This window comes from Nocardioides sp., assembly GCF_041913365.1.
Taxonomy (GTDB): Bacteria; Actinomycetota; Actinomycetes; order Propionibacteriales; family Nocardioidaceae; genus Nocardioides.
Genome location: NZ_JAYSFM010000003.1, coordinates 77,186 through 96,811, shown reverse-complemented (window position 1 = coordinate 96,811; position 19,626 = coordinate 77,186). Strand labels below are relative to the sequence as shown.

Sequence of the window (19,626 nt, the reverse complement as noted above, 5' to 3'; positions counted from 1 at the left end):
CCTTCTGTCCCGACCGTGCGGCGAACCTAGCCACACCCACCGACACCGGCCGCTGCGTCAGGTTGACGCGCGCTGGTCCTCGGCGATCGTGAGCGCCGGCAGCGCGTCGACGATCTTCATCGTCTCGACGCTGACGGTGACCACCCGGGCGAGGAGGTCGAGGATGTAGCGCGGGTCGCCGACCTCCTTCGACCAGTCGTTGGGGTCGTTGACGATGCCGGACGGCTTGTCGGTCTTGACCCAGTAGCGGTCGATGATCCACTCGATGGCGGACCGCGAGCCGAGCTGGTAGCGGTACGCCTCCTCCGGGATGCCCGTCAAGGTGATGCGGTCGTTGAAGTGGATGACCGACCGGTCGTACCTCTCCCCTGCGGCCTTCCGCTCGGCCGAAGCCTTGCCGAACGTCATCTTCTTGGGGCCCACGGCGTAGAAGCCGTAGGGGTCGCCGGCGGGCCCCACCGCTAGGCCGGCGAGCGGGTACGGCTCGACCGTCTCGTAGCCGATGTGCAGGTCGCTCAGCGCGCGGCCGGCGTCGGTGAACGCCCTCGCCGCCTCGACCGTCGCCACGAGCGGGATGCGCGGAAGCATCTTCTTGAGGTCGGCCGCGTAGCGCTCGCGGTAGTCCGGCGAGTGCAGCAGGCCGTAGACGTAGAAGAAGACGTCGTCCTTGGTCCACTCAGAACCGTACGTCGCCTGCCAACGTCGCAGCGCTTCGTCAGTGACGTTGTCGACGCGTCGGTAGCCGTCGACGACCTCGCCGTCCCCGGACTCACCTAGATCGAGCGTGCCCTCCTCAGCGACGGGCTCCCACGTCCAACGCGGAAAGAACTGGCCACCCTGACCGAAGTAGTTGAGGTCCGGGATGTCGGTGCAGGCAAGCACCGCAAACGGAAGATCCGTCCCACCCGTGTTGACCTGAATGCCGAGGTTGGCGATACCCGGTGCGGGAAAGAGCTGAAGCAGCCTGCTCGGACGATGAATCCACGGGGCCTCGAAGCGAAGGTGCTGCCTGAAGAACGGCCTGTAGGTCGCTCGACGAGTGTCCCCTGAACCCGGCGAAACACGCAGTCCTCGTTTGTGCCGCGAGTCCAGGCTAGACGTCCAACTCACACGGGAGGGGTCGAAGATCTTGCCTGTGTCAACGGACTCGTTGAACGCGGCGGCACTGCGCTCGATGTTCGCCGCGAGCTGCTCGCGGCTAGAGCCGTAGACCCAAGCGTCTCGGCCAGTTCCTGCTCCCATCGAGTGCACAGCGAACACTCGACGTCCGTTTGCCTTATCGCCGAGGAGAGTGAATTTTAGGTACTTCTCGTCCCTCAGATTGAGCCAATCTCCGTGTTCATTCGGAGTCAGCACGACCGGATTCAGTCCGTGAATGCCGACGGCTTGAGCGACCTTTGCAAGCTTCTCTTCTCGCGCGAGGTACTCACCGACGTCTGTGTAATGCACGGTTCCAGGGCGAGCGGCGCTTGGGTTCTTGACCAACACCATGATTGCTACGCTCGCGCGAGAGCCGGACCCGAAAACCTTCCCGCCCTCCCGGCGAGATTGCTCGCCCGCCGTTCGTTGGTTACCGCGCAAGTTGAACACGTGAATGGCCGAGAACTCGTCGACCAGCGCGAGTCTCATCCCGTCCGTGGTGTTGGCGTCGAGCCAGCCGCCATTGGTTACGAGGGCGATAATGCCTCGATCACGTACACGAAGAGAGGCCCACTTGATCGCTCGGATGTACGAGTCGTACATGGTGCGCGCCGACTTCGCGGACGAACGCGCGGCGTACGTGCCCCTGATCGCGGCGTCGATGGTCGGGTAGGCCTGGTTGGCATTGTCGTCGTTCGCGGAGTCCTGCCCCACCGAGTAGGGCGGGTTGCCGACGATCACCGTGATGGGCAGGGCGCGCTGACGGGCGATGCGCTCGTTGTTCTCGGGGAAGATGTGGAGGTCGTCGCGGTCGCCGTCCTCGTAGGACTGGAAGGTGTCGGTGAGGACGAGCCCGGGGAAGGGCTCGTAGGTCGGGACGTTGTCGCCGAAGTCGTCCTGCTCCTCCCCCAGTACCGGGGCGAGCTCGCGTCGCACGTCGGCGTAGATGGTCTCGATGTTCACGGCCGCGATGTAGTAGGCAAGGAGCACCATCTCGTTGGCGTGGAGCTCGTAGGCGTACTTGCGGGCGAGGTCGTGGGGCTCGATGAGGTCGGACATCAGCAGCCGGGTGAGGAAGGTGCCCGTGCCGGCGAAGCCGTCGAGGATGTGGACGCCGCGGTCGGTGAGACCCTGGCCGAACTCGGCGCGGAGGACCTGGTCGGCGGACTGGAGGATGAAGTCGACGATCTCGACCGGCGTGTAGACGATGCCGAGCCGGTCGACCGTCCGTGAGAAGGCGGCCGAGAAGAAGCGGTCGTAGAGCTCGACGATGACGCGCTGCTTGGCGTGGGCGTTGTCGAGACCGTCGGCGCGGCGGCGTACGGAGGCGTAGAAGCGGTCCAGCTTGGACTGCTCTGCGGCGAGGTTGTGCTCGTCGAGGGAGGCAAGCATGAGCTCCATGGTGCGCGCGACGGGGTTGTGCGCGGTGAAGTCGAAGTCGTCGAAGAGGACCTCGAAGATGGGACGGGTGATGAGGTGCTGGGCGAGCATCTCGATCGCCTCGTCGCGGGTGATGCCCTCGTTGAGGTTGCCGCGCAGGCCGGCGAGGAACTCCTCGAACTCCTTGGCGGGGTTGGAGTCGGGGTCCTTGAGGAGGCCGTTGATGCGGGTGATGTGGGCCTGGGCGATGTCGGCGACGTCCTTGGCCCAGGTCTCCCAGTACTTCCGCTCGCCGACCTTCTGGACGATGCGGGCGTACATGGCGTCGCGGAAGCCGTCGAAGCCGTAGTCGAGGGCAAGCTGCTCGCTCTCGGGCTCGGCCGGCTGCGCGGGCCGGTCGGGACGCGGGGTGACGTCGATGATGCGGAGCCGGTCAGGCTTGCGCTTGTTGAGCTCGATCTGGTTGATCATCGCGTGGAAGCGCTCGTCGTGGGAGCGCAGCGCCTGGAGGACCTGCCACACGACCTTGTAGCGCTCGTTGTCCCGCAGCGCCTCCTCCGGCGCGACGCCGGAGGGCACCACGATCGGGAGCACGATGTAGCCGAGCTGCTTGCCGGGGGCCTTGCGCATGACTCGGCCGACGGACTGGACGACGTCGACCTGGGAGCCGCGCGGGGTGAGGAACAGGACCGCGTCGAGGGCGGGGACGTCAACGCCCTCGGAGAGGCAGCGGGCGTTAGTCAGGACCCGGCAGGCGTCGGCGGGCGGCTCCTCCTTGAGCCAGGCGAGGTGGGTGTTGCGCTCGTGGATGCCCATGGTGCCGTCGACATGGCGGGCCTCGACGCGCAGGTCGGCGCGGTCGTCGGTCTCGTCCTGCCGGGCGCGGTCCACCATGACCGGGAAGGACGCCGAGGCCAGTCTGGAGGCCTTGATGTCCTTGGCGAAGGCGACCGCGCGCCGCATGGGGGCGTCGTCGCCGGCGACGTCCGCCGGGCCGAAGTGCTTGCGCAGGCCGTTCCAGCAGCCGATGAGCTTGGCGGCGTCGCCGAGGGCGATCTCCCCGGACTGGGCCATGGCGGACTGGAAGTGCTCGGCGACGTAGGACTCGTCGACGGAGAGGACGAGCACCTTGTAGTCGGTGAGCAGGTCAGCCTCAACGGCGTCGCCGAAGCCGAGGCGGTGCAGCTCGGGGCCGAAGATGGTCTCGTCGCTCATGTCGGCGAGGAGGGCTTCGGCGTCAGTGGCCTTCTTGCGGACGGCGTCGCCGAACACCCGGGGGGTGGCGGTCATGTAGAGCCGGCGGTCGGCCTTGAGGTAGTCGCCGTCGTGGACCTTGACGAAGTGGGACTCGTCCTGGCCGGCGAGGGTCACGCCGGTGGTGCGGTGGGCCTCGTCACAGATGACCAGGTCGAACCCGGGTACACCGAGCCGCTGAGCCTCGGCGACGACGTCGATGGACTGGTAGGTCGCGAAGACGACGGTCATCCGCGGGGTGGAGTGGCGTCCGACGCCCATCCGGGCGGCGAGCGTCGCGGCGTCGGTGGTGGCCGGCTCGGTGAGGTCGACCGTCGAGAGGTCGGCATCGTCGGAGGTCTTGCGCCCGACACGGACATCCGAACAGACGGCGAAGGGGCGGATGTCCACCTCCCTGTTGACCATCCACTCCCGCAGGCTCTGGCTCATCAGCTGGATGCTCGGCACCAGGAACAGCACTGACCCCCCGACACCGACGAGGTCCTCGGCGATGCGCAAGGAGGTGAAGGTTTTGCCCGTGCCGCACGCCATGATCATGCGGCCGCGGTCTGCCGTTGACAGGCCGCGGCGTACGTCGTCCAGCGCGCGCGACTGGTGCGGCCTCAACGTCTTGGGGCCGGTGGTGGGGAGCACCTCAGGGGTCGACCACGAGTAGCCGGACCAGTCAATCCCCGCGTCCTCCATGTACCCGATGTCGACCCGCTGGACGGGGACCATCTGGCCCTCCAGCGTCTCGTCGGCGTTTCTCGACCAGCCCTTGGCAGTGTCGAAGATGTACCTCGCGCTGAACTCCGCCTTGGACGAGGCGGAGAGGAACGAGTCGATGTCGCCCTTCGACACGGTGCTGTTCTCGTCGTAGAACTTGCACTGGATGGCGGCGAAGGTGTCGGTCTCACGGACCCTGGCGACAAGGTCGATGCCGGTGTCGGCGCGCGTCCCACGCTCGGGCCACTCGGTCCAGGTCCAGACGTCGTCGAACTTCGCCGTCCACTCCGGGTCCGTGCGCAGGAACGACTGCACCAGTCGCTCGAACTTGTCCCCCTTGTCGCGCTCATCGAGGGCCGAGGCCCGAAGCTCCCCCAGGACTTCGTGGATCGTCACCGACATGCGCGTGATTGTGCCTCACGCCGGAAGGCCTCGCGGCCGAAGCCGGCGATGGGGCACTCCGCCAGATCGACAGGAGGGCTCGCCGACGCTCTGGCGCCGGGCTAGATTCACCCGCATGAGCGGGCGTTCGGCGACCTACGACATCGAGCTCTCCCCTGTCGCGCGTCAGCTCGGGGTGACGTACCTGCACGACGTCGACCTCATCGCCGGCCAGGAACCCGTAGTGGGCGACCGGCTCGTCCTTCGCGACGAGGGTCTCGCTTTCTGGGATGCCGAGGTCGTCGCGCTCGACGAGGTCCGGTTGGGGCACAAGTACCGACTCCACATCCGCCGGCGCTCCGACTAGCTGAGGCGCGAGTCCACAGCTCATCGCCGGCTACGCGCGGATGTCGCACCGACCCGGGACTCTGACGGCATGAGCACCTCTCAAGAGCGCGTCCGCTGGCGCCGACGTGCGTCCTGGCTGACCCAGCTGGGACTGGCCCCAGACGACCCCGCACCGACGAAGGCCGTCGAAGAAGTCAGCCATGCTGTGCTCGACCTCCTGAACGAGATCGAGCGCCTCGAGGACGAGCTTCGCGAGTCGCGCCGCATCGGCGTCTGGCTCTACGACCACCTCACCCCGGGAGCCCGCATCCTCCTCGGCGACGTGTCCGAGTGGCCGTGGCTCGTCTCCGACACCGATGGCCCCGGACCTGACAGTGACCCCGCCCCGCAGGGGCACGACAACGCAGAGTGAGGAGGAGCGCATGGGTGCGCTCCTCCTCACTGGTTCTACGGGTGCATGAGGGCGATGCCCTCGGTCAGGGTCTCCCTCACCTTCTGCTGGGTGTCTCGTCCGAGCACGATGAGCTTCTCGAGCGAGTTCTTGGCCTGGTTGGCCAGGCGGCCGACCTCGTCGAGCTGGCTGATGCCGGCGAGGGCGACGTTGAGACGCGCCTCGACCTGGTCGAGGTCGATCTCGGACCCGTCGTCGTGTCTGACCTTCAACATCGCCACGTGCTCGCGAAGGAGAAGGTAGATGAGCTCCACGCTCGCCGGCTGTGAGCAGCTCACGACGTAGGCGCAGGTGTCGACGCGGGCGAACGACCCGCCGCCAGGCACCTCAGCATCGGTCGGGACGAGCACGAGACCTCCGGCCGCGTCTCGGACGCGACACGCGTTGGCGACTTCGTCGCGGTGTTGCTTGGCCGACAAGGGCCTGGTTCTCGACTTCGCCTCCACGACGAGCCGGACCTGCCGGCCGTGGCCGGTGATGGCCTGGGACAACGTCACCACACCATCGCCCGAGCGACGCGTGCCCCCTGCGCCCGGCTGACTGCCGGTGCGCTCGAAGAGGTCGCCGGCGGCGGTGACCACGTCGTGGCAGAGTGCCATGGCGTCGTCCTCGTTGGCGGCTCCGATCGCGCGGCTGCTCTTGGCACCAGCGGTCTTGGCCACCTGAGCGGCCTCGACCAGACCCTTGACCAGAGCCAGCTGCTCGCCGAGCTCACGTCGCGTGCCGCCCAGCTCCTCGAGGAGGTCCTGCCGCAGCATGCGGACGGGTCCCTCCCGATCGAGGCTGAGTGCGTCACGAACCGACTCGGAATGGCGCGCGAGCGCCGTGGTGATCTCCTGGACTCCGGCATCCTGGACGGCTCGAGCTGCCTCCATGACGCTGGCCCGGACGTTTCCGGCTTGGCCGGCCAGAGCGGCCTCAACCTGGGCTGGCAGCTTGTCGAGGACGGCACCTGCCGCTCGGGCCACAGCCTCCTCGCCCCCGCGGAGCCGGGTCAGCGTCTGGTCGAGGCTGGCCAGCGCCGCTCCGGACTTCTCGTCCACCCGCTCGGCGAACGCGTCAAGGGTGCGGGTGAGGCTGCCGGTGTCGATGCCGGCAGTGCCGAGCGAGAGCGCGACCAGACCGACGGGGATTGCCCGCCGGACAAGGTCCGCAGCCGCTTCGGGACCGTGCTCGGACATGTGGGACCGGACGAGCGCCGCCGCCTCACCGTGGGTGACCGAGAGGTCGTGGATGACGACCGTGTCGGTGTTCACGGCGACCGGAGCTGCTCCCTGCGGGATGTGGGCGACGGTCATCGGGCACCTCCCAGCCCAGCCGGCAACGGCAGGTCAGCCGGGAGGCCGAGCCGTGCCTTGCGGCAGATCAGGCAGTCCTCGGGCGGGGTCTCCGCCGTGTGGAGCAGTGCTGCTTCCCAGCCCCAGAGCTCGTCGAGCAGCGGGTACGGGTCGTCCAGCCGATCTCTGAGGGCGTCCTCGACCTGCAGCTGCAGGTCCCGGAGCGGCGTCTCGTCGGGGCTGTGGTGCGCCGCCGCGGAGGCGGTGCGGTAGGCGAGCTGCGCCCAGAGGTCGAGGAGACGCTGGGTCTCCCGGTCACGGGGTGGAGCCGGGGTGGCGGCCAGCGCGAGCGCGGGCTGCGGCTGGTTCGTTGGTGTCACGTGGACCCTCCAGCGGGTGTCGACCGCAGCAGAAGGGGCCGGATGCCCCCGCCGTCTGCGGGGGCTCTGTTGTGTGGCCCACTGGCACAGGTCTGCGCGGAGGCGCCCGACACAAGAAAGTGGTCCAGATCACACAAGAAGGGGGGTGAGCCTGATTGCGGAGTGATCGACGACGGCGACTTTCAGTAGTCGTCGCGACAGCGGCAACCCATCTGCCCGATCACACCGAGGATCCACATGCCCACCTCCACGCAGTCCCCCATCACCGTCTCCCCCGCGCCCGCCAACGACGTCGCGATCGTCGTCCGCCTCCCTCAGGACCTCCGCGAGGCCCTCAAGGCACGCGCCGCAGCCGAGGACAGGTCCGTGGCCTCGGTCATGCGCCTGGCGGCACGGCAGTACGTCGAGAGCGAGGTGACCCTGTGACCGCCCAGACGCTGCAGCCGGCGGCCACCGACGGCACTGCGGCCCCCGACGTGTCGTACGAGCTCTTGGCCCGCCTGCGACTGGCGAGCCGACTCGACAGCCGAAGCACGCCCCCTGAGCTCGGCCCGGACGCACTGCACGGGATCTCCGGACGGATCGTCCAGGCCCTCGCCCCCCTCACCGAGGCGTCGCCCCCGGCGATGCTCCTGACCCTGCTCGTCTCCTTCGCCGCCATGGTGGGGCGCAGCGCCTACGTGAGCGTCGGGCACCAGAAGCACTACCCGATCCTCTTCGGCGTGGTGGTCGGATCATCAGCCCGGGCGCGGAAGGGCACGTCAGCCGCCGCGGTCCGGCCTGTCCTGGACGCCGCCGACGGGGACTTCATGGCCACGCGACACATGCGAGGTGGCATCCAGTCCGGAGAAGCCCTCATCCAGGCACTCGCGTCACTGGCCGAGGGTCCAGAGAACGACGGGGATCAGCGCCTCCTTCTGACCGAGGAGGAGTACGGGCGTCTGCTCACCGTCGCAGGACGTCAAGGCTCGATCATCTCCCCCATCCTGCGGTCGGCTTGGGACGGCGACGCGCTCAGCGCCCGGACGAGGGCGGCGACGCTCGTGGCGGAGCAGCCCCACCTGTCCGTGCTTGGCCATCTGACGATCAACGAGCTCAAGGCGGTCCTGAAGCCGGTAGACATCGCCAACGGGTACGCGAACCGGTTCATCCACGTCCTGAGCCACCGTGGTGCGCTCCTTCCTGAGCCCGGGCGTCTGGCCCCGGCCGAGGTCGATGCGTTCGGGACGGAGCTGCGCGCTGCGGTCACCTTCGCTCGCAGTGCCGGCGAGGTCGCCCGCAGCGAAGCGTTCCGCCAGCGGTGGGACTCGCTGTACAACATCGTCGAGTCACAGCCGTCCGGCGGCGACGTCTACGACTCGCTCACCGTCCGAGCGAGCCCCCAGATGCTGCGCCTCGCCACGATCTACGCGCTGCTCGACCAGTCGGCGACGATGGAGCCGGTCCACCTCAGCGCCGCGGCGGCGCTCTGGGAGTACTCCGAGGCGTCCGTCGCCCACATCTGGGGAGCCACCCTCGGCAACCCCGACCTCGATCGCCTCTACTCCGCGGTGTCCGCGGCCGGCGCCGAGGGCCTCAACCGAACCCAGGTCAGCGAGGTCTTCTCCAAGAACAAGGCCAGGTACGAGCTCGACGCGCTCGTCCTGAAGCTGGTCGACCTGGGCATGGCCACGGTGTCGGCCCGAGCGTCTGGAGGGAGGCCCAGCTCCATCCTGACAGCCGTGCGCTGACGAAGAAGACGAAAGAACGAAGAAGTCCCTAGGGCTCCTTCGTTCTTTCGTTTGTTCGTCGGCGCTGTAGTCCGCATCCGACAACGACCTGCCTGGCACGTTGTCTGACGATCAGACGCGCGCACGGGTAGGAAGCATGGCCCCTACCCGTGACCTCGTTCTGCAGTCGTACCTCACCGAGCTGACACGCGTGCGCGCCATGGACCCGGATCAGCGTGTCCGCGATCTCGACACCATGACCGCGCTGTGGGCACCGGTGACCGTGTGCTCGACCTCAGCCTGAGGAAGAACCGACCCTGCAGGGCGGTTCCGACGCGCGGGTGACCTCACCGGTTCTGCGTGGCACTGTCGCGTGGCGGCGGGTGCGCACCCTGAACCGCGGCCAACACTCTCGGCCTGCGACAGGAGCACGACCTGAAGATCCCAGAAGCCGAGGCGGCTGCCGTCGCGCTGATGACAGCCGCCCACGCGGACGACGACGCCTGCGCACTCCTCGCCACCAGACTCGCCTTCGCACCTGTCGATGACCGCGTGCTCGTCGCGTTCTGCCTCGTGGAGGCCTGCTGGTCGTGGGCGCCGCGAACCGCCTTGAGTGACCACCCCGTCCTCGGCCCGGCGCTCTTCTCACTACGAGCCGACGATGCCCTAGCCGTTCGGTCCGCGTTGGTCTCGGCAATGACCGGCAGGACCCCCGGCAGCTACGCCGCGCTCCTCGTCCAGCTCGCGTACGCGGCCGTACACGTCGTCCCTGACATCAGCGACCGGCTGCGGGCCCGAGGCCTTGCCGTTGCAACCGACCCGGACGCCGCATCGATCAGACCGGCCGGGAACGGACGGTGAGCCTCCGAGGCCGCCAACTTCAAGGTCTTCCCCAAGGTGGAGAAGTGCTCGCCCATCTCGGTGAGCCAGAACTCCTCCATCGATCCCATTGCGTCAGGAGACCTCGCCGGCACGGTGCACCGCACCTACCCGAGGAGGACCCCTTGACTCTGTACACCGCCCGCAAGGTCTACAACCCGCTCGCCACCAAGCTCGGCGCCGGCCGACCGATCAGCGGTCACCTGATCCGCTACTCACTCGTCGGCGACGCCGGCGGCAGCGCCGGTCAGCGCGACTCCCACTTCAGCATCTACGGCGGCGACCCGGACATCGCTGCGATCAGCCAGTTCCCCGACGCTGCTTGGGACCCTGCCCAGCCCGACGTCGGAGCGACGCACGGCATCACGTGGATCACCATGGCCGACCTCCATCACGACGCGACCGGTCATGAGCCGATCGCCGCGGTCGTCTGCGTGGGCGACGTGGTGTTCCTCAACATCACGTTGTCCTCGACGATCAAGCACATCGTCCGCCTCGACGGCGAGGACCTGAACGGTGTCACCGTGCTGGTCATGTCGCTGCTCAACCACTTCCCTACGCTCCGGGAGGTCTGCTGGGCCGACGACGTCACGCGCGCCGGTCGCGACCGCGCCGACTGGTCCACGATCACCAACAAGTGCAAGATCCGCGACGTCACGATGGTCTTCGGCGGTCAGCGCTACGACCAGTCCATCCCCGGCGACGAGCTCGCCCTCGGTGCCCTCGGCCTCGTCGGCGGAAGCGACGACCCCAACCGTCGCCGACGCATGACCGGCAAGCGGCTCATGAAGTACAAGGCCGGAGGTGCGGCCCTTGCCGAACGTCAGATGCCGTACGGCTGGTGCCACAAGAAGGACAAGCACGGCCGTTCCGTCGAAGAGGGCAACCGCGGGCTCGTCCCGGAGGCCCAGCCCGAGATGGCACCGGTCATCGCGAGCCTCTACCAGGCCCACGCCGACGGCGAGACCTACCAGGACATCACCGCGCGCCTCGCGGCGTACGAGGTAGAGGGCCTCGTCGTCCGCCGGGACCACACAGACCTCGACAACACCTTCGCCCGAGCACTGGACGACGACAACGCGTCCTACGGAGCCGCCAAGAGCTTCTTCTGCCGCAGCGACTCCAACCCGCGCGTCATCCCCACCGATCTCGACATCGCCCGCTACCTGGAGGGCGAGGACCCCGCCGAGGTCTTCGATGCCGACGTCCGCTTCTTCATCGCGAAGGTCGAGCTCATCCGGACGGGCCGGTACTTCCGGCGCCTCAACAACGACATCCGGGGCCGCAACATCGTCCTCGACGGCATCCCGGCCACCTACCGCGACGACCTCGACGAGTACGGGTACTTCGACGTCCTTTCTGCGCCCTGGGAGTGGCCCACGGACGAGGAGGGCAACGAGATCCCCCGCTTCGGAGTTCCTGACCGTGTCTGCCGCCAAGTGGCCGCGCGGCTCCTGCGCGAGCTCCGAGCTCCCAAGGCACCCACCGGTGGACAGGCTCACCACACGCCGACTCGCCGCGCGCTGCAGTGCTTCCCGAACTGGGTCGTCTCGCCCGGCCACTTCGGGTCGAAGTACGACGACGAGCCCACGCAGTGGGGCGTGCAGGCCCGCGTGAACACCAGTGGGCGCGCCAACGCCATCCTGCTGTTCCGGCGTGAGTCGGCCGCTGCGGGCAGCCGTACCGGCCGCGGTTGGTCCTACTTCGGCGTGGGTGAGAGCCGCCCCGACCACACCGCCGCAACGTTCTCCCTGATCGAGCTCGAGGCCTCCGTCGCCTCCCGCCTCGACCACGGTGTGAGGAGCCTGCTGGACCCCACCACGATCGCCCAGCTCACAGAGGCGCAGCGACGCAGCGACGACGCCGACCCCACCACGACCTGGCGCCACCAGATCGCACTGAAGACAGCGGCTAGGACGCCGCTGGAGGACGAGATCAAGGGGCACCGCACGATGGCAGCCATCAGCGCAGCAGCAGGCGACGAGGACGAGGCCAAGGCCTACGCAGCCCAGGTCACCGAGGTGAAGACGAAGGTCGCCGCGTACGACGCTGAGATCGAACGGCTCAAGGCGAAGATCCGCAAGCACGAGTCCGGATCCGCCACTGTGCGACACGACCACCGACGTCTCCGTCGCTGTCCACCTCGTAGCCGGACTCGAGTCCGCGGCACGAAACAACGGAGAAAGCCCCTCCAAGTTCGGCACCCTGTGCGACGAGACCTTCATCGAATGGCGCTTCCATGTCGACGGTGAGGACGTCCTGTGGTCCTGCACCGCGTTGCTCCCACTCGCGTCGGGCGCACACGCCCAGCTCCCCCTCACCGGCCGGATCCGCAACGTCCGCACCCGCACCGGACGCAACCTCGCCAACACCGACACCGTCGTGCGCTACCTCTTCGAGGAAGGCCGCGAGTTGACCGCAACGGCAGACCTGCTGCAGGTGACCCGCGCGACGCTGCTGAAGAAGCGTGTCATGCCCTGGCTGGTGGCCAACGGCGTCACCTCACGCGGAGCCAAGTGCGCCCTCGTCGACCACCCGATCGCCGAGGTCCGCCAAGAGCTCCACCGATGGGTGACGCGGGCGGCAGACGACAACACCAAGTCGACCACCAGCGCCTACACGGAGCGGCTTCGTTCGACCTACACCGATCCGAGCCTCTCGTGGGGCGACGCCGCGGTCCCGGACGACACCGCCTGGATCTCCGAAGCCCTAGCCCTGCTCACCGTCGACACACCCACCCGCCGTCACGGCCTTCCGATCCTCGACGTCGCACTCGCCCTGGGCAAGACCGACGACGAGGTCCGGGAGCTGGTGAAGCCGCAGCGGCGATCCGGAGGCTTCACACGGCCCGCCTACCTGACCTACGCCAACCAGGCGAAGACGCACGTCAAGGCAATCCCGTGCCCGCACGACCGGTGCCGTGGACGTCGCCACGCCGACCACGTCACCCTCTTCCCTGAGGTCGCAGCAAGCGGCTACGGAGTCATCTGCTCGCACTGCCGTCGCACACCGGCAGAGGACGGTGCTTGGCCCACGACGCAGTACCCGACCACGTACCTCGGGCGCTGGACCAGCGCCGGCGGCGGCGGGAGCCTCCGGGAGGCTCCGCGCACCATCCCAAGTCCCCGGTGAGGCCGGCCCCCCTTCTCGTGTGATGGCGAGGAGGGGGCTGGGAAGCGCAGCCTTAGGGCGCAAGAAAGCCCCTACGTGCCCGGCGTGAAGTACATCGACTGGCCGGTCGCCGACCCGGGCGGCCAGGACGAGGAGACCGTGCGCGACCACCATCGGCGACATCGACGGCCGCGTCCCCACGCTCCTCCTCGAGCTCTCCCGGAGCTGCCTCCCTCCGTCCTGGCCTGAGCCGAAGCGGGGCTACTCGAGCGTGAGCTGCGCGCGGTGGAAGTCGTAGTGCTGCGTCGCGTAGCGGTAGACCTGCTCGAGCGTCATCGTCTCCTGGAAGAACGGGTCCCAGTCGACCGGGAAGTGCATCCCACGGGCCATCGCCGCGTCGGACTCGGCGTCCAGGCGTCGATGAAGCCGGTCGATGGTGCGGTCGAACTGACGCGTCAGCCGAGGACCGTGGAAGACCAGGGCGCCTCCGACAGCACCCGCGTAGTTGATGTGATGGAAGGGTCGTGTGCCCGCGTTCAAGGTGGCGGCGAAGGTGCGGCTGAACGGGTCCGGTAGCTGTCCGAGGAGTCGCACCAGCGGAAGCAGCCGACGGACGAGCAGGTACCCGAACGCCATGTGCCACAGCATCTGACCGTTCGTCCACCGGGTCCCGTTCGTTCGTCGGCGTAGATCGTCCGGGGTGGCGCGAGAGACGAGTTGGTGCAGGTCGGTGCGCACCCGCTCCAGCTCGGCGTGGATGCTCGCCCGGTCGACCGGCTCTTGCGACACCATGAGGCAGTCTCCCGCCTGCGGAACCCCCTGAGAACAGCAACCACGCACCGTTGCCGGCGAGGGGTGTCGACTCGGCACCCAGGTGGGACAGTGGAGGTCCGGAGACAAACCCAAGCCGTCTCCAGCTCAAGCCGATGAGGAGCTCTACGTGCAGGTCGAGCTGTTGTACTTCGACGGGTGCCCGAACTGGCAGGTCGCCGACCAGCGCCTCCAGGAGGCGCTCTCTCTGGCGGGCCGGGATGACGTCACAGTGCACCGGCGGTGCGTCGAGACCCCTGAGCAGGCCGGCGAGCTGGGTTTCATCGGCTCTCCCAGCATCCGCATCAACGGACGAGACCCGTTCGTCACTGGCGGCGAACAGGTCGGACTGTCGTGCCGCATGTACCCCACGCCGGCTGGCCTGAGGGGCTCACCGGAGGTCGAGCAGCTCGTGGAGGCGTTGTCGTGAGGAAGGGTCTCCTCGTCGTGGTCGGGGCGTACGTCGCGGTAGCCGGGGGCACTCGCGTTGCGGAAGCTCTCGGAGCGAGGTGTTGCGGATGTCCGGAAGACTGCTGGTGCCGCCGTCCCGGCGTGAGCCTGTTCCGGTGGGTGTTCCCGTGGCGTCACAAGCTGTTGGAGCCTGAAACCCAAGGCGAGGTCGAGCACGCCGCCGCTGGCGGCCTGCGGTAGATCAAGCGCTGCCTGGGGTCCTGCGAACCGGTCAGACGGGTCGCGGCGCGTACATGATGACGGCGACCCCGACCAGGCACACGAGCGCTCCGACAATGTCGTAGCGGTCGGGCCGGAACCCGTCCATGACCATGCCCCACGCCAGGGAACCCGCGACGAACACGCCGCCGTACGCGGCGAGGATGCGGCCGAAGTTCGCGTCGGGCTGGAGCGTGGCGACGAACCCGTACAGGCCGAGTGCGATGACGCCGGCGCCGACCCACAGCCAGCCGCGGTGTTCGCGAACGCCCTGCCACACGAGCCAGGCGCCGCCGATTTCGGCGACGGCTGCGAGGGCGAACAGGAGCAGGGACTTCGCGACGGTCATGCGTGCAGTCTCCCAACCAGAGTGCGGCCGCGTGGCGACGGCCGCGCTGTGGTCGAGTCTGGAGCTCTGGTTCGAGCTAGTGGTCAGGCGTCGTCGGTGGTGCGCGTGGGTCCGAGCTCGACGAGCTCAGGGACGCTGGCGGTTGGGCCGGTTGGCGCGCAGGACATGCGTCGCACGCGTGCACGGCGGGTGAGCACGGCGGCGACAGTGAGCAGGCCGACGACGAAGGCGAACACGACACCGGCGAACACGAGCGTGACCGCTGTGGCGGCGAAGCCGGCCACACCGAGGAACCCGACAATGGGAGCTGCGCAGCACACGGCACAGGCGGCTGCTGCGGCGCCGACGAGGTGATGGTTGCCGGGCCGGTCGCCCGTGGCGCCGCTGTCGGCGTCGGGGGCCTCGGTCATCGGTGCGTCCTCGAGCTCGCCCGGCTGCTCGTCGCGGGTGCGTGCGCGCTGTCGGGGTGGAGGGTGATGGCCTCGAACGGGATCGGGCAGCACTGCGATGACGCGCAGGCCAGGAGGTCGTCGCAGCCGGCGTCGAGTGCGGCGGTGAGGTTGTCGCGGATGGCGGTGAGGTCGGCGATGCGTTCCTCGACTTCGACGAGCTTGGTGCGGGCGCGTTGCTGGAGTCCGGCGTCGATGCGCCTTCCGTGGCGGTGCCGGCCGAGCTCGAGCAGGTCGGAGATCTCGTCGAGGGTGAATCCGAGGCGTTGGGCGGCCTTGATGACCCTGAGCACGGTGACGGTCTCGGGTGGGTAGAGCCGGTGTCCTCCCGGGCTGCGGTCGGGGGTGGCGAGGAGGCCGCGGCGTTCGTAGTAGCGCAGCGTCTCGATGTTGAGGCCGGCGGCGGCCGCGACTTGACCGCGACGCGTCGAAGCTGCTAGTGAGGGCGGCGTCGTAGAGGACTCGGCTGGCTCCGTACCCCGGCAGGAGGTGCGCCAGGGTGGAGAGCTCGGGGTTGAGCATGGGGCTCTGCTCGATGGCGAGGTCGAGGAACGGGAGGAGGAACGCGACGAGGACGCCGCCGACGCGGCCGAAGAGCCAGCCGACCAGGACGCCGACGAGGGCATAGGTGAGGGCGATGAGGAGGTTGGCGAGCACGTACGGGGCCCACTGGCTGGGCTCGAAGAACAGCGCGGTGACCGCGAGCGAGGCGGCGGTGACGACGACGGCCAGCACGGCCACGACGAGAAGCCGGGACGTGAGCAGGCTGACCGGGTGGAACCCCGCGAGGGCGAGCCGGCGGTCCGCGGCGCGTGCACCGAGCGCGGTGAACAGCCCCACGACGGCAGCCAGCGCTCCGACCGAGATGGGCGCCATCAGACCTGGGTGCGTGTCCGGGAACCAGAACGTCGCGGCGACGTTCCGGCCGGCTTCGCGGACCATCATCATCTCGTAGCCCTCGGGCGTGGTGAAGGCGGACAGGGCGACGAACAGGCCCGGGACAGCGACCAGGAGCGCCCACAGCACCCGGTTGCGGCCGACCTCCCTCAGTCCCATCCGGGTGCCCACGGCCAGCTGGCCGCGGGCCGAGCCCGAGCTGGTGCGGGCGTGGGTCCGCGCGGTGCGACTGGTGGTCGCGACGACCGTCCAGCTGACTGCGACCGCGACGACCGTCCAGATGAGCGCCCAGCCCAGGTCGCCCGGCCCGCCCGCGTGACCGGACGGCTCGTCCATCATCCACAGGCTCAGGTAGTGGGTCGGGAAGACCTTGGACACGAGGGTGTCGGCGGGCCGGAACGCGGGCCCGAAGACGACGTCGACGAGCCAGACGAACAGGACGAGCACCGTGCCGTTGACCGGGTTGGCCACCAGGGCGCCGATGAGGGCGCCGAGGGCCAGGTAGATGACCGCGAACATCACGGTGGCCGCGGCGACTCGGGCGGGGTGGTCGAGGCCACCGACGCGGACCACGAGCGTCAGGTAGGACGCGGTGGCGGCCACCACCGCGAGCGCGGCTCCGGTCGTCATGCGTGCCAGGACCAGGCGTGCCGCGGGTAGTCCCGCCAGGACGAGGCGCTGGTCGGCGGCGCGGGCGGAGCGGACCTGGAAGTACATCGCGACCGCGGCAACGAACCCGGCCGTCCAGCCGGCCGTGGTCGTCTCGGCCTGAGGTCCACCCTGGCCGCCGAGGAGCTCACCGGCGTCGGTGATGACACCGCCCACGATGGCGACGAACACGACCGGGACGACGACGAGCAGGCCGAGGGTCACCCGGTTGCGGGCTGCCTCGACGAGGAAGCGGCGCACCAGCAGTCCGCCGCCGATGGGGACGCGAACGGAGGTGTCGACGGTGCTCATCGGGTGCTCACTCAGACGGACGGTCGTGCGGTGGTCGGTCGTGGGTGGTGCCGTCGTGCAGCTGGACGATGCGGTCGAAGCGGTGCTCGTCGACGACGAAGTGGCTGATGATGAGCACGCTTCGGCCTGCGGCCCGGCGTTCGGCAACCAGGTCCCAGAACCGCAGGTAGGTGTCGAAGTCGAACCCGGCGTACGGCTCGTCGAGGAGCAGCACTTCGGGGTCGGCGAGCAGCGCCAGCCCCAGGTTGAGCTTCGACAAGGTGCCGCCGGAGAGCTGGTCCGCGCGCGTGCCAGCGTAGCGGGTGAACCCGAGGGTCTCGTAGAGCCGGCGACGCGACGTGTGCTCGTCGGCCGGGTTCATCCGGTAGGCGTGCCCGAACAGCTCGAAGTGCTCATCGCACGTCAGGCGCTCGTACACGACCGGCTCCTGGGGGCAGTAGCCGAGCCGTCCGACGTGCTCCACGGTGCCGGCGTCCGGGGCGAGCTCGCCGAAGAGGACCTTCATCAGTGTGGACTTCCCCGACCCGTTCTCCCCAACCAGGCCGACCACCTCACCTGGCAGCAGCTCGAGGTTCGCGCCTTTGAGGACCGCCTGGGCGTGACGGGCCGGCCAGATGCCGCGCCGGTACGACTTCTCGACACCGGACGCGGTCATCAGCGGCCGGCCAGCCGCCGCAGATGCGGTGTGGCCGGCGGGGTGAGGTGTGGCGTGGGCGGTCATGACGACCTCAGCGGTCCTGAGGGTGCTGGTCGTCGGAGCGGTCGTGGGACGGCGTGCTGCTGTCGTTGCTGCCGCCGTGGTGCATCCCCATCATTCCGCCCATCATCACCATCATCATCAGCGGGCAGATGAGGGCGATGCCGACGACGGCGAGGGTGCCGGCGGGGACGCCGACCCACAGTGCGCCGACGACGGCGATGGCGGCTGCGACCGCGAACAGCCCGAGGTTCGGGCTCCGGGTCATGTTGGTGTTCATCGTTCTGCTCCTTCTCGTGGGTGGGTGAACGGGTGGCTCGTGGGTGAGCGCGTGGGGTGGGTTCAGAGGCGGATGACCTGGCGGATGGCGGCGGCGACCTCGTCCATGCGGGCCTGTCCGGCGTCACCGGACTGGCGGGCGGCTTCGAGGACGCAGTGGCGCACGTGGTCGTCGAGCAGCCCGGCGGCGACCTCTTCGGTCGCTCGGGTCACGGCGGCGAGCTGGTTGACCACGTCCGGGCACCAGCGGTCGTCGGCGACCATCTTCTGCACGCCGCGGACCTGGCCCTCGATGCGACGCAGCCGCACCAGGTAGTCCTCACGCCTGCCGGCGTAGCCGCGGGTAGCAGGTAGGGGCGTACCGGCGGACGCGTCGGATGGCAGGTGGCACTCGTGCGCTGCCGCGCTAGTCGGGCGGGTCGCGTCTCGGGTGCTTTCTGTTGCGGCCATGGCGGGCTCCTCACGGGTTCAGCTCTTGCTCCCATGGTCGCCCCGCATACCCCCCGGGGGTAGGGTCTTTCGTCCCGCCTTGACGCCGGTTCAGCTTCTCGCGGGTGCTGCCGACCGTGGACGACGACAACTGGCCCACGCCGCCTGGGTCAGCCGAGTACGACCTGCACCAGGTAGAGCACCGCCAGCGCCAGCGCCATCACCCCGAGCAGCGTTCTCAACGCCCGTTCGGGGATGTGGGGCTGGAGCGAGGCTCCGACCCACCCGCCGGCCAGCCCACCGAGACCCGTCGCCACGCCCAACGACCAGTCCGGCGCCACCGGGCCGGTCGCATCCAAAGCGATGACCGCGTACGTCACCACCCCGACCAAGGACGTCACCCAGGTTGAGAGCAACGCCACCGGTGCCACGGTGGCCACCGCCATGCCGGTGCCGACCAGGATGGGGCCGAGGACGGAGCCGCCGCCGATGCCGTAGATGCCGCCCACGACCCCGATGACGAACGCCAGCACACGTACCGTCCTCGGGGACAGCCGCCGCTCGATCGAGCCTGGTGCGGGCTTGCGCAAGATGAACAGCCCGACCGGGGCGAGCACCGCCGCCGCCAGCGCCCGGAACACGTCCGGGTCCGCGACCACGTACACGCGGATGAGCGCCCCGAGCACCACCCCGGGCACCGAGCCGGCCAGCAGTTGGCGCGTGAGCGCGCGGTCGAACTGCCCGCGCCGGCGGTAGCGCGCCAATCCGCCGGGTCCGGAGATGACGTTGAAGAGCAGGTTCGTCGGGGTCACCCGCGGGTTCGGCACGTGAAGCACCGAGAGCTGCACCGGGAGCAGGAACACTGCGCCGGACACACCCACTGGCGTGGTCACCGTGGCGAGCACGAAGCCGGCCACCAGCCCCACCAGGTCCCGCTGCCAGTCCACATCGTCTCCCCTCGCCAGCAGGCGCATCCTGTCAGCGCGCCCGACAGCAGGACCGGCTGGTCCACAACACGCCGGCCAGAGGTCGAACCGGTGGGCCGCTACCCCAGACGCTTCATCGTGCCGGC

18 protein-coding genes are annotated in these 19,626 nt (G+C 69.0%); 8 read left to right on the top strand and 10 right to left on the bottom strand.

All coding sequences use genetic code 11. The features are described 5' to 3' along the window. Window positions 1–57 precede the first annotated feature (57 nt). Window positions 58–4,881, bottom strand: a complete 4,824-nt coding sequence (locus ACE3QY_RS08790; protein WP_374455631.1) for a DEAD/DEAH box helicase — start codon at window positions 4,879–4,881, stop codon at window positions 58–60. A gap of 115 nt (window positions 4,882–4,996) precedes the next feature. On the opposite strand from ACE3QY_RS08790, the gene ACE3QY_RS08785 reads away from it, so the two are divergent. Further along, window positions 4,997–5,227, top strand: a complete 231-nt coding sequence (locus ACE3QY_RS08785; RefSeq protein WP_374455630.1) for a hypothetical protein — start codon at window positions 4,997–4,999, stop codon at window positions 5,225–5,227. Window positions 5,228–5,296: 69 nt separating this feature from the next. After that, window positions 5,297–5,620, top strand: coding sequence for a hypothetical protein (locus tag ACE3QY_RS08780; RefSeq protein ID WP_374455629.1), 324 nt, complete (start codon window positions 5,297–5,299; stop codon window positions 5,618–5,620). Between the two features lie 35 nt (window positions 5,621–5,655). On the opposite strand, the gene ACE3QY_RS08775 is transcribed toward ACE3QY_RS08780, so the two are convergent. After that, window positions 5,656–6,957: a hypothetical protein gene (locus ACE3QY_RS08775; protein WP_374455628.1), complete on the bottom strand. Its 1,302-nt coding sequence runs from the start codon at window positions 6,955–6,957 to the stop codon at window positions 5,656–5,658. Beyond that, window positions 6,954–7,316: a hypothetical protein gene (locus ACE3QY_RS08770; RefSeq protein WP_374455627.1), complete on the bottom strand. Its 363-nt coding sequence runs from the start codon at window positions 7,314–7,316 to the stop codon at window positions 6,954–6,956. The genes ACE3QY_RS08775 and ACE3QY_RS08770 overlap by 4 nt, the downstream gene beginning before the upstream one ends. Before the next feature lie 237 nt (window positions 7,317–7,553). On the opposite strand from ACE3QY_RS08770, the gene ACE3QY_RS08765 reads away from it, so the two are divergent. The 5 genes from ACE3QY_RS08765 (at window position 7,554) to ACE3QY_RS08745 (ending at window position 13,036) form a co-directional block, all read left to right on the top strand. Next, window positions 7,554–7,742 carry a ribbon-helix-helix protein, CopG family gene (locus tag ACE3QY_RS08765; protein ID WP_108343946.1) on the top strand — a complete coding sequence of 63 codons (189 nt, stop codon included), beginning with the start codon at window positions 7,554–7,556 and terminating at the stop codon, window positions 7,740–7,742. Beyond that, window positions 7,739–9,046, top strand: coding sequence for a DUF3987 domain-containing protein (locus ACE3QY_RS08760; protein ID WP_374455626.1), 1,308 nt, complete (start codon window positions 7,739–7,741; stop codon window positions 9,044–9,046). Before ACE3QY_RS08765 ends, ACE3QY_RS08760 begins: the two co-directional genes overlap by 4 nt. Before the next feature lie 453 nt (window positions 9,047–9,499). Continuing rightward, window positions 9,500–9,886 (top strand): hypothetical protein, encoded by a 387-nt coding sequence (locus ACE3QY_RS08755; protein WP_374455625.1) that lies wholly within the window; start codon window positions 9,500–9,502, stop codon window positions 9,884–9,886. 143 nt (window positions 9,887–10,029) lie between these two features. After that, on the top strand, window positions 10,030–12,156 hold the full coding sequence (locus tag ACE3QY_RS08750; RefSeq protein WP_374455624.1) for a hypothetical protein: 2,127 nt from the start codon (window positions 10,030–10,032) through the stop codon (window positions 12,154–12,156). 25 nt (window positions 12,157–12,181) lie between these two features. Then, window positions 12,182–13,036 (top strand): hypothetical protein, encoded by an 855-nt coding sequence (locus tag ACE3QY_RS08745; RefSeq protein WP_374455623.1) that lies wholly within the window; start codon window positions 12,182–12,184, stop codon window positions 13,034–13,036. A 240-nt stretch (window positions 13,037–13,276) separates the two neighbouring features. Here ACE3QY_RS08745 and ACE3QY_RS08740 read toward each other — a convergent pair whose 3' ends face one another. Next, window positions 13,277–13,753, bottom strand: a complete 477-nt coding sequence (locus tag ACE3QY_RS08740) for a DinB family protein (RefSeq protein WP_374455622.1) — start codon at window positions 13,751–13,753, stop codon at window positions 13,277–13,279. A gap of 202 nt (window positions 13,754–13,955) precedes the next feature. Here ACE3QY_RS08740 and ACE3QY_RS08735 point away from each other — a divergent pair, with 202 nt between their 5' ends. After that, window positions 13,956–14,255 carry a thioredoxin family protein gene (locus tag ACE3QY_RS08735; protein WP_211732882.1) on the top strand — a complete coding sequence of 100 codons (300 nt, stop codon included), beginning with the start codon at window positions 13,956–13,958 and terminating at the stop codon, window positions 14,253–14,255. Between the two features lie 252 nt (window positions 14,256–14,507). On the opposite strand, the gene ACE3QY_RS08730 is transcribed toward ACE3QY_RS08735, so the two are convergent. The 6 genes from ACE3QY_RS08730 to ACE3QY_RS08705 all read right to left on the bottom strand — a co-directional run bounded on the left by ACE3QY_RS08730 (window position 14,508) and on the right by ACE3QY_RS08705 (window position 19,528). Continuing rightward, a complete protein-coding gene (locus ACE3QY_RS08730; RefSeq protein WP_211732883.1) occupies window positions 14,508–14,843 on the bottom strand; it encodes a YnfA family protein in 336 nt (111 codons plus the stop codon). 406 nt (window positions 14,844–15,249) lie between these two features. Then, window positions 15,250–15,918 carry a MerR family transcriptional regulator gene (locus ACE3QY_RS08725; protein ID WP_374456011.1) on the bottom strand — a complete coding sequence of 223 codons (669 nt, stop codon included), beginning with the start codon at window positions 15,916–15,918 and terminating at the stop codon, window positions 15,250–15,252. Between the two features lie 1,238 nt (window positions 15,919–17,156). After that, the gene (locus tag ACE3QY_RS08720; RefSeq protein WP_129456446.1) at window positions 17,157–17,870 is read right to left on the bottom strand and encodes an ATP-binding cassette domain-containing protein; all 714 of its coding nucleotides are present in this window, start codon (window positions 17,868–17,870) and stop codon (window positions 17,157–17,159) included. A 7-nt stretch (window positions 17,871–17,877) separates the two neighbouring features. Beyond that, window positions 17,878–18,126, bottom strand: a complete 249-nt coding sequence (locus ACE3QY_RS08715) for a DUF2933 domain-containing protein (RefSeq protein WP_207206902.1) — start codon at window positions 18,124–18,126, stop codon at window positions 17,878–17,880. A 62-nt stretch (window positions 18,127–18,188) separates the two neighbouring features. Beyond that, window positions 18,189–18,509, bottom strand: coding sequence for a metal-sensitive transcriptional regulator (locus tag ACE3QY_RS08710; RefSeq protein ID WP_224745142.1), 321 nt, complete (start codon window positions 18,507–18,509; stop codon window positions 18,189–18,191). 215 nt (window positions 18,510–18,724) lie between these two features. Continuing rightward, entirely contained in the window at window positions 18,725–19,528 is an 804-nt protein-coding gene (locus ACE3QY_RS08705; RefSeq protein WP_172258570.1) for a sulfite exporter TauE/SafE family protein, read from the bottom strand. Window positions 19,529–19,626: the final 98 nt, after the last annotated feature.